The organism is Enterobacter sp. Bisph1 (assembly GCF_000814905.1).
Classification (GTDB): domain Bacteria; phylum Pseudomonadota; class Gammaproteobacteria; order Enterobacterales; family Enterobacteriaceae; genus Kosakonia.
This window is the reverse complement of record NZ_JXAG01000020.1, coordinates 1-15,622: the sequence shown is the minus strand read 5'-3', so window position 1 is coordinate 15,622 and position 15,622 is coordinate 1. Positions and strand designations below refer to the sequence as shown.

Genomic DNA, 15,622 nt, shown 5'->3' with positions numbered 1-15,622 from the left:
CTATGAAATTTACCGTTGAACGTGAACATTTATTAAAGCCGCTGCAACAGGTGAGCGGCCCGCTGGGCGGACGCCCGACGTTGCCTATTCTCGGTAACCTGCTGCTTCAGGTAACGGAAGGCGCATTATCGTTAACCGGCACCGATCTTGAAATGGAAATGGTGGCACGCGTAGCCTTAGTTCAGCCTCATGAACAGGGTGCAACCACCGTACCGGCGCGTAAATTCTTCGATATTTGCCGTGGGCTGCCGGAAGGCGCCGAGATAGCGATGCAGCTGGAAGGTGAACGGATGCTAATCCGTTCCGGGCGCAGCCGCTTCTCTCTGTCTACCCTGCCCGCTGCGGATTTCCCGAACCTGGACGACTGGCAAAGCGAAGTGGAGTTCACGCTTCCGCAGGCGACCATGAAGCGGCTTATCGAAGCGACGCAGTTTTCCATGGCTCATCAGGATGTGCGTTACTACTTAAACGGCATGCTGTTTGAAACCGAAGGCGAAGAGCTGCGCACGGTTGCCACCGACGGGCACCGTCTGGCGGTCTGCTCTATGCCGATTGGCGAATCGTTACCGAACCATTCAGTGATCGTGCCGCGTAAAGGGGTGATCGAGCTGATGCGTATGCTCGACGGCGGCGATACGCCGCTGCGCGTGCAAATTGGCAGCAATAATATTCGCGCCCACGTTGGCGACTTTATCTTCACTTCGAAGCTGGTTGACGGTCGTTTCCCGGATTATCGCCGCGTATTACCGAAAAACCCCGATAAGATCCTCGAAGCGGGCTGTGATGCGATAAAACAGGCCTTTGCCCGCGCGGCAATTCTCTCGAACGAGAAATTCCGCGGCGTACGTCTGTATGTCAGTACCAATCAGATCAAAATCACCGCCAACAACCCCGAGCAGGAAGAAGCGGAAGAGTTTCTTGATGTCACCTACGGCGGCAGCGAAATGGAAATCGGCTTTAACGTCAGCTACGTGCTGGATGTACTGAATGCGCTGAAGTGCGAAAATGTACGCATTCTGCTGACGGATTCCGTATCGAGTGTGCAGATTGAAGATGCCGCATCGCAATCGGCGGCTTACGTTGTTATGCCAATGCGCTTGTAGAAAAGTATCGGGCTATCTTACTTGTTATTCTGGCTTCGGGCAGCGCTCGCACTACTCACGTACAGCAGTACGCTGCGTTTGCGGCGCGCTGGCCGTAACCAGATTAACGGCGACGATAACGCCCTGGTGATGAGTAAATCATGTCGCTAACCCGATTACTGATTAAAGATTTCCGCAATATCGAAAACGCAGATCTTGCTTTATCCCCTGGTTTTAACTTCCTGGTGGGTGCCAACGGCAGCGGTAAGACCAGTGTGCTGGAAGCGATCTACACCCTCGGCCACGGTCGTGCGTTTCGCAGTTTGCAAATCGGTCGCGTGATTCGTCATGAGCAGGATGCGTTTATCCTGCACGGACGTTTACAGGGCGCGGAGCGGGAAACCGCCATCGGGCTGACCAAAGATAAGCTTGGCGACAGCACGGTGCGTATTGACGGTACCGACGGTCACAAGGTGGCAGAGCTTGCGCTGCTGATGCCGATGCAGCTGATTACGCCGGAGGGGTTTACTTTACTCAACGGCGGCCCCAAATACCGAAGAGCATTCCTTGACTGGGGTTGCTTTCATAACGAAACCGGGTTTTTTACCGCCTGGAGCAACCTCAAACGCCTGCTGAAACAGCGCAACGCCGCATTGCGCCAGGTGAGCCACCACGCACAGCTGCGTCCGTGGGATAAAGAACTTATCCCGCTGGCGGAGCAAATCAGCCGCTGGCGAGCGGAATACAGCGCAGCTATCGCCGAAGATATGGCGGATACGTGCCAGCAATTTTTACCGGAGTTCGCGTTAACCTTCTCTTTTCAGCGCGGCTGGGAGAAAGAGACGGACTACGGCGAAGTGCTGGAACGTAATTTTGAACGCGATCGCCTGTTAACGTACACCGCCCATGGCCCGCACAAGGCGGATTTCCGCATTCGGGCCGACGGTGCGCCGGTAGAGGATACGTTGTCGCGCGGACAGCTAAAACTCCTGATGTGCGCGCTGCGTCTGGCGCAGGGGGAGTTTTTAACGCGCGAGAGCGGACGACGCTGTTTATACCTGATAGATGATTTTGCCTCAGAACTTGATGACGCGAAGCGCGGGCTGCTAGCCAGCCGCTTAAAAGCGACGCAGTCACAGGTTTTCGTCAGCGCGATTAGCGCCGATCACGTGATGGACATGTCGGACAAAAATTCGAAGATGTTCACCGTGGAAAAGGGTAAAATAACGGATTAACCCAAGACAAAATGAGCGAGAAACGTTGATGTCGAATTCTTATGACTCCTCCAGTATCAAAGTCCTGAAAGGGCTGGATGCGGTGCGTAAGCGCCCTGGTATGTATATCGGCGATACGGATGACGGCACCGGTCTGCACCATATGGTATTCGAGGTGGTAGATAACGCTATCGACGAGGCGCTCGCTGGGTACTGTAAAGACATTGTCGTCACTATCCACAGCGATAACTCCGTCTCCGTACAGGACGATGGTCGCGGCATCCCAACGGGTATTCACCCGGAAGAGGGCGTTTCCGCCGCGGAAGTGATCATGACCGTTCTGCACGCAGGCGGTAAGTTTGACGACAACTCCTATAAAGTTTCCGGCGGCCTGCACGGCGTTGGCGTTTCTGTCGTAAACGCCCTGTCGCAGAAGCTGGAGTTAGTTATCCAGCGTGATAACAAAGTTCACCGCCAAATCTATCAGCACGGCGTGCCGCAGGCACCGCTGGCGGTAACCGGCGAGACCGAAAAAACCGGTACGATGGTGCGTTTCTGGCCGAGCTATGAAACCTTCACCAACGTTATCGAATTCGAATATGAAATTCTGGCGAAGCGCCTGCGTGAGCTCTCCTTCCTGAACTCCGGCGTTTCCATCCGCCTGCGCGATAAGCGCGAAGAAGGCAAAGAAGATCATTTCCATTACGAAGGCGGCATCCGCGCGTTTGTTGAGTATCTCAACAAAAACAAAACGCCGATCCACCCCAATATCTTCTACTTCTCCACCGAAAAAGACGGTATCGGCGTTGAAGTCGCGCTGCAGTGGAACGATGGTTTCCAGGAAAACATTTACTGCTTTACCAACAACATTCCACAGCGCGATGGCGGTACCCACCTTGCAGGCTTCCGTGCGGCGATGACCCGTACGCTGAACGCCTATATGGATAAAGAAGGGTACAGCAAGAAAGCCAAAGTCAGCGCAACGGGCGACGATGCCCGCGAAGGCCTGATTGCGGTGGTTTCGGTGAAAGTGCCGGATCCGAAATTCTCCTCTCAGACCAAAGATAAACTGGTCTCTTCCGAGGTGAAAACGGCGGTGGAACAGCAGATGAACGAACTGCTGGCGGAATACCTGCTGGAAAACCCGTCCGACGCGAAAATCGTGGTTGGCAAAATTATCGATGCGGCGCGCGCCCGTGAAGCGGCGCGTAAAGCCCGCGAAATGACCCGTCGTAAAGGCGCTTTAGATCTGGCTGGCCTGCCGGGTAAACTGGCGGATTGTCAGGAACGCGACCCGGCGCTCTCCGAACTCTACCTGGTGGAAGGGGACTCCGCGGGCGGTTCTGCGAAGCAGGGCCGTAACCGTAAGAACCAGGCGATTCTGCCGCTGAAAGGTAAAATCCTTAACGTCGAGAAAGCACGCTTTGACAAGATGCTCTCTTCTCAGGAAGTCGCCACGCTTATTACCGCGCTGGGCTGCGGCATTGGCCGCGATGAGTACAACCCGGACAAACTGCGTTACCACAGCATCATCATCATGACCGATGCGGACGTCGATGGTTCGCACATCCGTACGCTGCTGCTGACCTTCTTCTACCGTCAGATGCCGGAAATCGTAGAACGCGGTCATGTCTATATTGCTCAGCCGCCGCTGTATAAAGTGAAGAAAGGCAAGCAGGAACAGTACATCAAAGACGACGAAGCGATGGATCAGTATCAGATAGCTATCGCTCTTGATGGCGCGACGCTGCACACCAATGCCAGCGCTCCGGCACTGGCGGGCGAGCCGCTGGAAAAACTGGTAGCTGAGTACAACGCTGCGCAGAAAATGATTGGCCGCATGGAGCGCCGCTTCCCGCGCACGCTGCTGAAAGAGCTTATCTATCAGCCGACCCTGAGCGAAGCCGATCTGGGTGATGAACAGAAAGTTACCCGCTGGGTGAACGCGCTGGTTACCGAGCTGAACGAAAGCGAGCAGCACGGTAGCATGTGGAAGTTCGAGGTTCGCGTGAACAGCGAGCTGAGCCATTTCGAGCCGATTATTCGCGTCCGTACCCACGGCGTCGATACCGATTATCCGCTGGATAATGAATTTATTACCGGCGGCGAATATCGTCGACTGTGCACGCTGGGCGAGAAACTGCGTGGCCTGATTGAAGAAGATGCCTACATTGAACGCGGCGAGCGCCGTCAGCCGGTAGCCAGCTTCGAGCAGGCGCTGGACTGGCTGGTGAAAGAGTCGCGTCGTGGCCTCGCTATCCAGCGTTACAAAGGGCTGGGCGAGATGAACCCGGATCAGCTGTGGGAAACCACCATGGATCCGGACAGTCGCCGTATGCTGCGCGTAACGGTGAAAGACGCCATTGCCGCCGACCTGCTCTTCACTACGCTGATGGGTGACGCGGTTGAACCGCGCCGCGCCTTTATCGAAGAGAACGCCCTGAAAGCGGCGAACATCGATATCTAATGGATTCCTCCCCTCTCCATCCGGAGAGGGGAAATCTAAAAGAGGCACTTCCCGCCCCGTTTCTATCCCCCTTTTCCGCCTATTCCCGTGCTGTTTTTTGAGCGGAATCGCGTTAGCATGAGCCTCGGAATATCTCACCTGGGGATCTCATGGCTATCAAACTTATTGCAATCGATATGGACGGTACGCTGCTGCTGCCGGACCACACTATTTCTCCTGCGGTTAAAAATGCCATTGCCGCCGCTCGCGAACGCGGTATCAACGTCGTGCTCACCACCGGCCGGCCTTACGCGGGCGTGCACAGCTATATGAAAGAGCTGCATATGGAGCGCGAAGGAGACTATTGCATTACCTATAACGGTGCGCTGGTGCAGAACGCCAGCGATGGCAGCACCGTCGCACAAACCCCGCTGAGCTATGACGATTACCGCTATCTGGAGAAGCTCTCCCGGGAAGTGGGTTCACATTTTCACGCTTTAGATCGCAACACGCTCTACACCGCCAACCGTGATATCAGCTACTACACGGTGCATGAATCTTATGTCGCCACTATTCCGCTGGTGTTCTGCGAAGCAGAAAAGATGGATCCGAGAATCCAGCTGCTGAAAGTGATGATGATTGATGAACCCACCCTTCTCGATCGGGCCATTGCCCGCATTCCGCAGGAAGTGAAAGAGAAATATACCGTGCTGAAAAGCGCGCCTTACTTCCTCGAAATCCTCGATAAACGCGTCAATAAAGGCACCGGTGTTAAATCCCTGGCCGAGGTGCTGAATATCAAGCAGGAAGAGATCATGGCGATTGGCGATCAGGAAAACGACATCGCAATGATTGAGTACGCAGGCGTTGGCGTGGCGATGGAGAACGCAATTCCCTCGGTGAAAGAGGCGGCGGATTTTGTCACCAAATCGAATCTGGAAGATGGTGTTGCTTATGCCATTGAGAAGTTCGCGCTGAATTAAATCCGCACACGGGCAGGGGCAATTCGCCCTTGCCGCTCTGTTTTCCCCCGCAATGGCAGTAGGCGTATTTCGCGCAGTGCGCTACCCTGAAGCGATATTTTGGCTTGCAGGTTTTGTCATGAAACAGCTCACCTTTGCCCCGCGTCATCATCAACTCACTAATATCAACGTCTGGACAGCGGACAGCCAGTGGCTGGTATTTGATGTTCGCCCCTCCGGCGCTTCGTTTACCGGCAAAACCATTGAGCGGGTCAATGTGCACAGCGGTGAAATTGAGGTTCTGTATACTGCCACCGATGGCGCGCACGTTGGCGTGGTGACGGTAAGCCCGACGGCGGAGAAATACCTTTTTATTCACGGCCCGGAGAATCCGGACGCCAGCTGGCAGTACGATTTCCACCATCGCCGCGGCGTGATAGCGGAAAACGGCGCAGTACAAAATCTCGACGCGCTGGATATTACCGCGCCCTTCACCCCCGGTGCGTTACGCGGCGGTACCCACGTTCATGTTTACAGCCCGAACGGCGAAAACGTCAGTTTCACCTATAACGACCATGTGTTGCATGAGTGCGATCCGGCGCTCGATTTACGCAATGTTGGCGTCGCAGTGCCGTTTGGACCGGTCACACCGCCCTGTTATCACCCTCGTGAATACAGCGGCAGTCACTGGTGCGTGCTGGTGAGTCGCACCACGCCCACGCCGCGGCCGGGCAGCGATGAGATCAACCGCGCGTATGAAGAGGGCTGGGTGGGTAATCAGCGGCTGGCCTTTATCGGCGATACCTTGTCGATTGCAGGTGAAAAAGTGCCGGAGCTGTTTATTGTCGCGCTTCCCGACGATGAGCAGGGCTGGAAAACGCCGGGCGATGCGCCGTTGGCGGGGAGCGAAACGACCCTGCCCGCACCGCCAAAAGGCGTCGTGCAAAAGCGCCTGACCTTTACGCATCAGCGCCGCTTCCCGGGCCTGGTCAATATGCCGCGTCACTGGGTGCGCAGTAATCCGCAGGCCACCGAGATAGGGTTTCTGATGCGCGACGACAATGGCGTGGTGCAGCTGTGGTTGATAAGCCCGCAAGGCGGTGAACCGCGCCAGTTAACTCACACCACCAGCGGGATTCAGTCGGCCTTTAACTGGCATCCGTCGGGTGAAGCGCTGGGATTTGTGCTGGATGACCGTATTGCGCTGTGCGACGCCCGCCAGGGCTCAATCACCTTTTTGAGCGCCGATCATGCAAACCCGCCGTCGGCGGATGCGGTAGTCTTTTCACCGGATGGCAAAAAGATAGCGTGGATGGAAGAGGTCAGCGGTTTCCGCCAGCTGTGGATGACGGAAACCGGCTGGTAACTCAGTGCGTCGGCATCGGTGCTGGCGGGATAATGGAGTCGGTGGCAAGAGAGGCTTTCTCGCTCTGTTCGACACGGGATTTTAGCGAGTTATCCTTACGAAAGAGATCCCATGGCAGCAACAGCGTATCGAGGATAGCGGTAAAAGGCATATCCAGCGCCACCAGCGATTTTGTCGCGACACTCGTGTCATCATCAGAAAGCATCGTTGAACTGGCGCGCGTGCCGGGATAGGTTCCCTCTTTGCCGCCGGTATGCGACATCACGCTTGAACACGCCGATAACAGCATCCCGCTAAGCAATGCAGAAATAATCAGAATAATTTTCATCATCGATTCATCATCGTTGTCTATCGTTTGAATGCTGTCCGTGTGGGGATTAGCCTCACCAGCAAGAAAGCAACAGCGTTCTGGCTCCGCGCTGTGGCGGTATGGGAAATTTAACGATTTGTGCTGCGGTTCCAGTCTATGCATTACAGCAGAAAGTGCAAAAAAAAGTCACAAACGCGTCCTTGAAATTCGTCTCTTCATTCCCATTTTATGAGTGTAGCCCCGGAACATGCCGGAAGGGTGTTCGGCTACGTTAATCGCCTGTCCATGGTGGAAGGCATAAAACTCTCGCTGATATCAGGAGCTTTTAGTATGCGTAACTTCGATCTTTCCCCGCTTTATCGTTCAGCTATTGGTTTCGACCGTCTGTTTAACCTGCTGGAAAACAATCAAAATCAGAGCAATGGCGGTTACCCTCCGTATAACGTCGAGCTGGTTGACGAAAACCATTACCGCATCGCTATCGCGGTGGCGGGCTTCGCTGAAAGCGAACTGGATATCACCGCGCAGGACAACCTGCTGGTGGTGAAAGGATCCCATACCGACGAACAGAAAGAGCGCACTTACCTTTATCAGGGCATCGCCGAACGTAATTTCGAGCGCAAATTCCAGCTGGCAGAAAACATCCATGTTAAGGGTGCCAACCTGGTAAACGGCCTGCTGTATGTCGAGTTAGAACGCGTGATCCCGGAAGAGAAAAAACCGCGTCGTATCGAAATTAACTAATTTCTTGGGTCGCGCTGGCGGCCCATCCCGAAGATGCTCGCCGACAGGGGGCACAGGTGAGCTTACGCGCTCGCCGGTATTCACTCGCTTCTTAGAAGGAGAAACACAATGCGTAACTACGATTTATCCCCGCTGATGCGTCAATGGATCGGCTTTGACAAACTGGCTAACGCCCTGCAAAGCAGCAACGAGCAGCAGGCGTTCCCGCCCTACAATATTGAGAAGGGCGATGATAACCACTACCGCATTACCCTTGCGCTGGCGGGCTTTCGCCAGGAAGAGCTGGATATCCAGCTGGAAAATGGCCGTTTAACCGTTAAAGGCACGCCGGAAAAACCGGCCAACGAGCCGAAATGGCTGCATCAAGGGCTGGTTATTCAACCCTTTAGCCTGAGCTTCACGCTGGCGGATTATATGGAAGTCTCTGGCGCGACCTTCACCAACGGTCTGCTGCATATCGACTTACTGCGTAACGTGCCGGAAAGCGCCGCGCCACAGCGTATCGCTATCAGTACTCGCCCGGCATTAAACAGCTAAGGTTAGATAACGAAAAGGCTCCGCATTGCGGGGCCTTTTTTGTTTCTGCAAGCCAGAGTTTCAGCCTAAAAAGCGCCAACCGCGCGCCAATAAAATCCCTGCACTTTGTGCGGCATCACCCAAACCGCTATGACGGGTTCTGCCAATATTCCTGTAGCCATTCTGTACAGGGAAAAGCTCATGAGTGATATCGCGTTAACCGTAAGCATTCTGGCGCTCGTCGCCGTGGTCGGTTTATGGATAGGCAATGTGAAGATCCGCGGCGTGGGGTTCGGCATTGGTGGCGTGCTGTTCGGTGGGATAATCGTTGGCCACTTTATTGATAAAATGGGCATTTCGCTGAGCGGCCCCATGCTGCTGTTTGTGCAGGAGTTTGGTCTGATCCTGTTTGTTTATACCATCGGGATTCAGGTGGGACCGGGCTTCTTCGCCTCGTTACGCGTCTCAGGCCTGCGGTTGAATCTATTTGCTATTCTGATAGTGCTTCTTGGGGGTCTTGTCACCGCCATTCTCTATAAGCTATTCGCCATTCCGTTACCGGTGGTACTGGGGATTTTCTCTGGTGCGGTCACCAATACCCCAGCCCTGGGCGCGGGACAGCAGATCCTGCATGATTTGGGCGTGACTGGCCCGCTGGTGGATCAGATGGGCATGAGCTACGCGATGGCCTATCCGTTCGGCATCTGCGGCATTTTGCTCTGCATGTGGCTGCTGCGCGTACTGTTCCGCGTGAACGTTGAGGAGGAAGCGCGGCGGCACGATGCCACTATGAGCCACGGAACTTCCCTGATTCGCACCATTAATATTCGCGTAGAAAACCCCAATCTCGACAAAATGGCGCTGCAGGATGTGCCGATTCTCAACAGCGAAAAAATTATCTGCTCACGCTTAAAACGCGGCGATCTGCTGATGGTGCCGGCGCCGACGACGCTGATTGAGACTGGAGATTTGCTGCATCTGGTGGGGCTTCCCCACGATCTGCACAATGCCCAACTGGTGATTGGCCAGGAAGTGGATGTCTCGTTGTCCACCCACGGAACGGATTTGCGCGTCGAGCGTGTGGTGGTCACCAATGAAAAAGTGCTGGGGAAAAAAATCCGCGATCTGCACTTTAAAGAGCGCTACGACGTGGTGATCTCAAGGCTTAACCGCGCCGGGGTGGAACTGGTTGCCAGCAGTGCTGCCAGTCTGCAGTTCGGCGACATTCTCAGCCTCGTCGGCCGTCCGGGGGCTATCGAAGCGGCGGCAAACGAGGTTGGCAATGCCCGGCAAAAACTGCAGCAGGTGCAGATGCTGCCGGTCTTTATTGGCATTGGGCTCGGGGTGTTACTCGGCTCGATACCGCTCTTTATTCCCGGATTCCCGGTGGCGCTAAAGCTGGGCCTGGCCGGCGGGCCGCTGATCACAGCACTGATCCTTGGGCGTATCGGCAGCATCGGTAAGCTGTACTGGTTTATGCCACCAAGCGCCAATCTTGCGCTGCGGGAGCTGGGGATTGTGCTGTTCCTGGCGGTGGTCGGGCTGAAATCCGGCGGAGATTTTATTACTACGCTCACCCACGGCGATGGTCTGAAGTGGATGAGCTACGGCATTTTTATTACCGCCGTTCCGCTGCTCACCGTCGGTTTGCTGGCGCGGATGCTGGCAAAAATGAACTATCTGACTTTATGCGGCATGCTGGCCGGCTCCATGACCGATCCGCCCGCGCTGGCCTTCGCCAACGCGCTGCATCCCACCAGCGGTGCGGCGGCGCTCTCTTATGCCACGGTTTATCCGCTGGTGATGTTTCTGCGCATTATTACTCCGCAGCTACTGGCGGTGATCTTCTGGGGGATGACCTAACGGCGTTTCCGGGTGGATGCGCCGCAAATGGTAATCCACCTGGTAATCGCGAGTATTACGATACATAACCGAATAGTTAAGAAACTCGCCGCTGTCGTTATAGGAAAGTGAGGTGATGCGCAGCAGCGGCGTTTGTTCTTGAATATTCAGCGTTTGCGCCAGCTGTTTATCCGCCAGCACCGGCGTCAGGCTCTCGTAGTTGCCATCGATGGTTATCCCACACTCCTTCTCAATGAAGTCAAACTTTGATCCTTCCAGATGCCCCAGCGAGAGCGTGCGGAACAGCTTTACCGGCATATAGCTGTCTTCCAGCATCAGCGGTTTGCCATCGACATAGCGTACCCGGCGGGAAAAGTAGATGCGCTCGTTAACCTGAATGCGTAACTGGCTGGCGATAGCGGGCGGCGCAGGCATCACCTCAAACAGCAGCACCTTACTGTGCACCTCTTTGCCTTGTCGACGCAGCACTTCCGCCAGCCCGGTAAGATTGGTGGTTTCATGGTGTACATCCTTGCGCGCGACAAAGGTTCCGCTCCCGTGGCGGCGCACCACCAATCCCCAGCTCACCAGCAGATCGATAGCTTTGCGGAGGGTCATTCGCGCCACGCCGAACTCCTGCGCCAGGGTTTTTTCACCCGGTAACGGGCTACCAATATTGTAATCCGACGAATTCAGCCGTAGACGCAGCCGTTCCGCTATCGATTTATAGATCACCTGTAGACCTCTTTACGCCGCTTAAGGGGAACAAACCTGCCCGACATGTCCATTTTTTATGCAAAAAGTAGACCTCAGAGGGTGAAATAAAACCATGAAAGGGATCACGGAACGTAACGGCGTGTCCTGCCGCCGCGAAGGCGACTCCATATGCTCACTGCAGGCCACCAAAACATAACAAGGCCTCTCTCCCCTACAGGTTGTTACATGAGGATTTAAAAATGCTCAGTCAAATACAACGTTTTGGCGGCGCTATGTTTACCCCGGTGCTGCTTTTCCCCTTCGCGGGCATGGTGGTCGGCATCGCCATTATGCTCGGCAACCCGCTGTTCGTCGGTGAAGCATTAACCGCACCCGATAATCTCTTTGCGCAAATCGTGCACATCGTTGAAGAGGGTGGCTGGACGGTGTTTCGTAATATGCCGCTGCTGTTCGCCGTCGGTTTACCCATTGGTCTGGCGAAGCAGGCGCCGGGTCGTGCCTGTCTGGCAGTGATGATCAGCTTCCTGACCTGGAACTACTTTATCAACGCGATGGGTGTCACCTGGGGACACTTCTTCGGCGTCGACTTTTCAGCAGAACCCGTCGCGGGCAGCGGCTTAACGCTGATTGCCGGTATTAAAACCCTTGATACCAGCATTATTGGCGCGATTGTTATCTCCGGCATTGTCACCGCCTTGCATAACCGTTACTTCGATAAACCCTTGCCGGTATTTCTGGGGATTTTCCAGGGCTCCTCTTTTGTGGTGATTATCGCGTTTCTGGTGATGCTGCCCTGTGCCTGGCTCACGCTGCTCGGCTGGCCGAAAGTGCAGTTAGGTATTGAATCCTTGCAGGCTTTTTTACGCTCCGCCGGTGCGCTGGGAGTGTGGGTTTATACCTTCCTGGAACGCATTCTGATCCCTACCGGGCTGCATCACTTTGTTTATGGCCCCTTTGTCTTTGGTCCGGCGGTGGTAGAAGGCGGCATTCAGGTCTACTGGGCGCAACATCTGCAAGAGTTCAGCCAGAGTACCGAACCCCTGAAAACCCTCTTTCCGGAAGGTGGTTTTGCCCTGCACGGTAACTCGAAAGTGTTCGGCTCCGTCGGTATCGCACTGGCGCTGTGGTACACCGCCGCGCCGGAAAACCGCGTTAAGGTTGCCGGGCTGCTGATTCCTGCCACCCTTACCGCCGTACTGGTGGGGATCACCGAGCCTTTGGAGTTCACCTTCTTATTTATCTCGCCGCTGCTGTTTGCCGTACACGCAGTGCTGGCGGCGACAATGGCGACGGTGATGTACAGCTTCGGCGTGGTCGGCAACATGGGCGGCGGGCTGCTCGATCAGTTCTTAACGCAAAACTGGATCCCGATGTTCCACAACCATTCCGCGATGGTGTTTACGCAAATCGCCATCGGTTTGAGTTTTACCGCCGTCTATTTCGTGGTGTTCCGCACGCTGATTGTGCGCTTCAACCTGAAAACCCCCGGTCGGGAACAGAGCGAAGTGAAGCTCTACAGCAAAGCCGATTATAAAGCCGCGCGCGGACAAACCACGGCGGCGGCAAACAGCCAGGCGGGTCAGGCGGCCGGTTTCCTGCTGGCCCTTGGCGGCGCGGGCAATATCGCCAGCGTCAATAACTGCGCTACCCGGTTGCGTATCACGCTGGTCGACATGGCGAAAACGCAAAGCGATGACGACTTTAAAGCCCTTGGCGCACACGGTGTCGTTCGTCGCGGCACCGGCATCCAGGTCATTGTCGGTCTGCATGTTCCGCAGGTGCGTGAACAGATCGAATCGCTAATGAAAACCCCGTTAAACCCTGAACCATCCACCCTGACAGAGGCTGTATCATGAAAAAATTCTCCGTTGTTATTGCCGGTGGCGGCAGCACCTTTACGCCCGGTATTGTTCTGATGTTACTGGCCAACCGCGAACGTTTTCCGCTGCGGGCGCTGACGTTCTATGACAACGATGGCGCGCGTCAGGAAACCATTGCCGAGGCCTGTAAAATCATTCTGCAGGAGCAGGCACCGGACATCGAATTCAGCTACACCACCGATCCCAAAACCGCCTTTACGGATGTGGATTTTGTGATGGCGCATATTCGCGTGGGTAAATATCCGATGCGAGAACTGGACGAAAAAATCCCGTTGCGTCATGGCGTTGTCGGCCAGGAAACCTGCGGACCTGGCGGTATCGCTTACGGCATGCGCTCTATTGGCGGTGTGCTGGAGCTGGTGGATTATATGGAGCAATATTCCCCGAATGCCTGGATGCTGAACTACTCCAACCCGGCGGCGATTGTTGCGGAAGCAACGCGCCGTCTGCGCCCGCAGGCCAAAATTCTCAACATTTGCGATATGCCGATCGGCATTGAAGGGCGCATGGCGCAGATTGTCGGCCTGCAAGACCGCAAACAGATGCGCGTGCGCTACTACGGGCTAAACCACTTCGGCTGGTGGACCTCGATTGAAGATCTGAGTGGCAACGATTTAATGCCTAAATTACGCGAATATGTAGCGAAAAACGGCTATCTGCCTCCGGCACAGGATGCTCATACTGAAGCCAGCTGGAACGATACTTTTGCTAAAGCGAAAGATGTGCAGGCCCTCGATCCCGATACCATGCCGAACACCTATCTGAAATATTATCTGTTCTCTGATTACGTGGTTGCGCACGCCAATCCTGAGCGTACCCGCGCCAACGAAGTGATGGATCACCGCGAAAAACAGGTATTCGGTTCCTGCCGCGCCATTATTGCCGCCGGGAATTCTGCGGCCGGTGAGCTGGAAATCGACGAACATGCTTCGTACATCGTCGATCTGGCGACCGCCATCGCCTTTAATACCCAGGAGCGCATGCTGCTGATTGTGCCGAACAACGGCGCGATTCATAATTTTGATGCCGATGCGATGGTGGAGATCCCCTGCCTTGTTGGCAAAAACGGACCGGAACCGTTAACCGTTGGCGATATTCCTCACTTCCAGAAAGGGTTGATGAGCCAGCAGGTGGCGGTCGAAAAACTGGTGGTGGATGCCTGGGAACAACGTTCATACCAGAAGCTTTGGCAGGCGATAACCCTGTCGAAAACCGTGCCCAGCGCCTCCGTTGCCAAAGCTATACTGGATGATTTAGTCGAGGCGAATAAGGATTTCTGGCCCGAACTGCATTGATCCCCGCGACCGGCATCGTCAGGATGCCGGTCCTTAACGTCAAACCTGTCGAAAAAACTTACCGTATCCGCTACTTTGTTGTGCAGTGTCCCAACAAGGAGCCTCCATGAAAATCTCTCGCGTCGGCGAAGCGCCGGATTATCGCTTCTCGCTGGCGAATGAACGTACTTTTCTTGCCTGGATCCGTACGGCCCTCGGCTTTCTTGCCGCCGGTGTCGGCCTCGAGCAGTTAGCGCCGGGCTTTGCCACGCCGATGATTCGCGAAGTGCTGGCGCTGCTGCTGTGTCTCTTCGCCGGCGGGCTGGCGCTGTATGGTTATCTGCGCTGGCTGCGCAATGAAAAGGCGATGCGCCTGAAAGAGGATCTGCCCTACACCCCCGCGCTGATGCTGATAAGCGTTATTCTGCTGGCCGTTGCGCTGGTGGTAATGGTGCTGGTGTTTTATGGCGAATAACCGTAAAGCGCGCCGCGAAGCCGATCCCGGCCTGCAGCCGGAACGTACTTCGCTTGCATGGCTGCGCACCTTATTCGGTTACGGTGCGCTAATGGCGCTGGCGGTGAAGCATAACTGGCAGGAATCGGGCCTGCCGTTTTGGATCTCACTAGGTATCTTACTGGGCGTGGCGCTGCTGCTGTGGCGATATACCCGCAGGCGCATGCTGATGGACGTACAGGACGTTGATATCGGCTTACCCGGCGCGGCGCGGGACAAGCTGTTGATTGCCCTCGCGGTGCTCTCGCTCTCGCTACTGTTTGCGGTAACGCATATCCGGCATTTAGTGATGTTTTTTTAAGTAATAGAAGATATTACTTTCTTTTCAGTGTGTGCTTTTCAGGCACAGGCGCGATCGTTCCAGGTATCGCGGTAGAGTATATTGCCTTCCGTATATTTCCAGGTAATCGCTTCGTAACGCATTTCGAGGGTTTCCAGATGGGTACTGCTCATACCGCCGGGAGAAAGATGAGGCGAGACCGTGGTGATTTTGACGTTGTCCAGAATGATATTGAAATACTCCGCTTCGATACCTGATTCCAGGATGCGGTACATTTTGATGGTCGCTTGCTTCAATGTTCGGCCTTCGCACACGGTGCGGTATAAGAGAGGAGTGGTCTGGTCGAAATCTTTTACTACCGTGATGGGCCGATGAATGCGTGTACTGGTCAATTTTCCCCAGCTCGGATCGACGGGGATAGTGACGCCGTGGGTAAAAGATTTCAACTCAATCGAGCCTAAACGCAGCGGCATTT

At 55.0% G+C, this 15,622-nt stretch carries 15 protein-coding genes and 1 other annotated feature; of the genes, 12 read left to right on the top strand and 3 right to left on the bottom strand.

Annotated features, from left to right (window positions below; translation table 11 throughout):
* Positions 1-2 precede the first annotated feature (2 nt).
* From dnaN to RW65_RS01475, 5 genes are all read left to right on the top strand, one after another.
* Positions 3-1,103: a DNA polymerase III subunit beta gene (gene dnaN / locus RW65_RS01495; RefSeq protein ID WP_039054878.1), complete on the top strand. Its 1,101-nt coding sequence runs from the start codon at positions 3-5 to the stop codon at positions 1,101-1,103.
* A 140-nt stretch (positions 1,104-1,243) separates the two neighbouring features.
* Positions 1,244-2,317, top strand: a complete 1,074-nt coding sequence (gene recF / locus RW65_RS01490) for a DNA replication/repair protein RecF (RefSeq protein WP_039054877.1) — start codon at positions 1,244-1,246, stop codon at positions 2,315-2,317.
* Positions 2,318-2,345: 28 nt separating this feature from the next.
* The gene (gyrB, locus tag RW65_RS01485) at positions 2,346-4,763 is read left to right on the top strand and encodes a DNA topoisomerase (ATP-hydrolyzing) subunit B (RefSeq protein ID WP_039054876.1); all 2,418 of its coding nucleotides are present in this window, start codon (positions 2,346-2,348) and stop codon (positions 4,761-4,763) included.
* 149 nt (positions 4,764-4,912) lie between these two features.
* Complete coding sequence (gene yidA / locus RW65_RS01480) at positions 4,913-5,725, top strand: sugar-phosphatase (protein WP_039054875.1); 813 nt, start codon at positions 4,913-4,915, stop codon at positions 5,723-5,725.
* 118 nt (positions 5,726-5,843) lie between these two features.
* Positions 5,844-7,070, top strand: a complete 1,227-nt coding sequence (locus RW65_RS01475; protein ID WP_039054873.1) for a YidR family protein — start codon at positions 5,844-5,846, stop codon at positions 7,068-7,070.
* A gap of 1 nt (position 7,071) precedes the next feature.
* Here RW65_RS01475 and RW65_RS01470 read toward each other — a convergent pair whose 3' ends face one another.
* Positions 7,072-7,401 carry a YceK/YidQ family lipoprotein gene (locus RW65_RS01470; RefSeq protein WP_039054872.1) on the bottom strand — a complete coding sequence of 110 codons (330 nt, stop codon included), beginning with the start codon at positions 7,399-7,401 and terminating at the stop codon, positions 7,072-7,074.
* A gap of 240 nt (positions 7,402-7,641) precedes the next feature.
* Positions 7,642-7,717 (top strand) — a sequence feature (ROSE (Repression Of Heat Shock gene Expression) occurs in the 5'-region of heat shock genes and acts as an RNA thermometer to modulate expression.).
* On the opposite strand from RW65_RS01470, the gene ibpA reads away from it, so the two are divergent.
* From ibpA to RW65_RS01455, 3 genes are all read left to right on the top strand, one after another.
* A complete protein-coding gene (gene ibpA / locus RW65_RS01465; protein WP_039054871.1) occupies positions 7,711-8,124 on the top strand; it encodes a small heat shock chaperone IbpA in 414 nt (137 codons plus the stop codon). (Overlaps the previous feature by 7 nt.)
* Positions 8,125-8,232: 108 nt before the next feature.
* Positions 8,233-8,661, top strand: a complete 429-nt coding sequence (gene ibpB / locus RW65_RS01460; protein WP_039054870.1) for a small heat shock chaperone IbpB — start codon at positions 8,233-8,235, stop codon at positions 8,659-8,661.
* A 180-nt stretch (positions 8,662-8,841) separates the two neighbouring features.
* On the top strand, positions 8,842-10,503 hold the full coding sequence (locus RW65_RS01455; RefSeq protein WP_039054869.1) for a putative transporter: 1,662 nt from the start codon (positions 8,842-8,844) through the stop codon (positions 10,501-10,503).
* Here RW65_RS01455 and RW65_RS01450 read toward each other — a convergent pair.
* A complete protein-coding gene (locus tag RW65_RS01450; RefSeq protein ID WP_039054868.1) occupies positions 10,471-11,217 on the bottom strand; it encodes a GntR family transcriptional regulator in 747 nt (248 codons plus the stop codon). The genes RW65_RS01455 and RW65_RS01450 overlap by 33 nt on opposite strands.
* A gap of 221 nt (positions 11,218-11,438) precedes the next feature.
* Here RW65_RS01450 and RW65_RS01445 point away from each other — a divergent pair, with 221 nt between their 5' ends.
* From RW65_RS01445 to RW65_RS01430, 4 genes are all read left to right on the top strand, one after another.
* Entirely contained in the window at positions 11,439-13,055 is a 1,617-nt protein-coding gene (locus tag RW65_RS01445; protein ID WP_039054867.1) for an alpha-glucoside-specific PTS transporter subunit IIBC, read from the top strand.
* Positions 13,052-14,374, top strand: a complete 1,323-nt coding sequence (locus RW65_RS01440; RefSeq protein WP_039054866.1) for a 6-phospho-alpha-glucosidase — start codon at positions 13,052-13,054, stop codon at positions 14,372-14,374. The genes RW65_RS01445 and RW65_RS01440 overlap by 4 nt, the downstream gene beginning before the upstream one ends.
* 106 nt (positions 14,375-14,480) lie before the next feature.
* Positions 14,481-14,828, top strand: a complete 348-nt coding sequence (locus RW65_RS01435; protein WP_039054865.1) for a YidH family protein — start codon at positions 14,481-14,483, stop codon at positions 14,826-14,828.
* The gene (locus RW65_RS01430) at positions 14,818-15,168 is read left to right on the top strand and encodes a DUF202 domain-containing protein (protein ID WP_039054864.1); all 351 of its coding nucleotides are present in this window, start codon (positions 14,818-14,820) and stop codon (positions 15,166-15,168) included. Before RW65_RS01435 ends, RW65_RS01430 begins: the two co-directional genes overlap by 11 nt.
* Positions 15,169-15,206: 38 nt before the next feature.
* Here RW65_RS01430 and RW65_RS01425 read toward each other — a convergent pair.
* Positions 15,207-15,622 (bottom strand): Hcp family type VI secretion system effector (locus tag RW65_RS01425; RefSeq protein ID WP_039054649.1); only part of this gene is annotated, 416 nt, incomplete at its 5' end.

Coding starts and splice junctions, on each gene's coding strand:
- dnaN (WP_039054878.1), top strand. CDS start 3: ATGAAATTTACCGTTGAACGTGAACATTTATTAAAGCCGCTGCAACAG.
- recF (WP_039054877.1), top strand. CDS start 1,244: ATGTCGCTAACCCGATTACTGATTAAAGATTTCCGCAATATCGAAAAC.
- gyrB (WP_039054876.1), top strand. CDS start 2,346: ATGTCGAATTCTTATGACTCCTCCAGTATCAAAGTCCTGAAAGGGCTG.
- yidA (WP_039054875.1), top strand. CDS start 4,913: ATGGCTATCAAACTTATTGCAATCGATATGGACGGTACGCTGCTGCTG.
- RW65_RS01475 (WP_039054873.1), top strand. CDS start 5,844: ATGAAACAGCTCACCTTTGCCCCGCGTCATCATCAACTCACTAATATC.
- RW65_RS01470 (WP_039054872.1), bottom strand. CDS start 7,401: ATGATGAAAATTATTCTGATTATTTCTGCATTGCTTAGCGGGATGCTG.
- ibpA (WP_039054871.1), top strand. CDS start 7,711: ATGCGTAACTTCGATCTTTCCCCGCTTTATCGTTCAGCTATTGGTTTC.
- ibpB (WP_039054870.1), top strand. CDS start 8,233: ATGCGTAACTACGATTTATCCCCGCTGATGCGTCAATGGATCGGCTTT.
- RW65_RS01455 (WP_039054869.1), top strand. CDS start 8,842: ATGAGTGATATCGCGTTAACCGTAAGCATTCTGGCGCTCGTCGCCGTG.
- RW65_RS01445 (WP_039054867.1), top strand. CDS start 11,439: ATGCTCAGTCAAATACAACGTTTTGGCGGCGCTATGTTTACCCCGGTG.
- RW65_RS01440 (WP_039054866.1), top strand. CDS start 13,052: ATGAAAAAATTCTCCGTTGTTATTGCCGGTGGCGGCAGCACCTTTACG.
- RW65_RS01435 (WP_039054865.1), top strand. CDS start 14,481: ATGAAAATCTCTCGCGTCGGCGAAGCGCCGGATTATCGCTTCTCGCTG.
- RW65_RS01430 (WP_039054864.1), top strand. CDS start 14,818: ATGGCGAATAACCGTAAAGCGCGCCGCGAAGCCGATCCCGGCCTGCAG.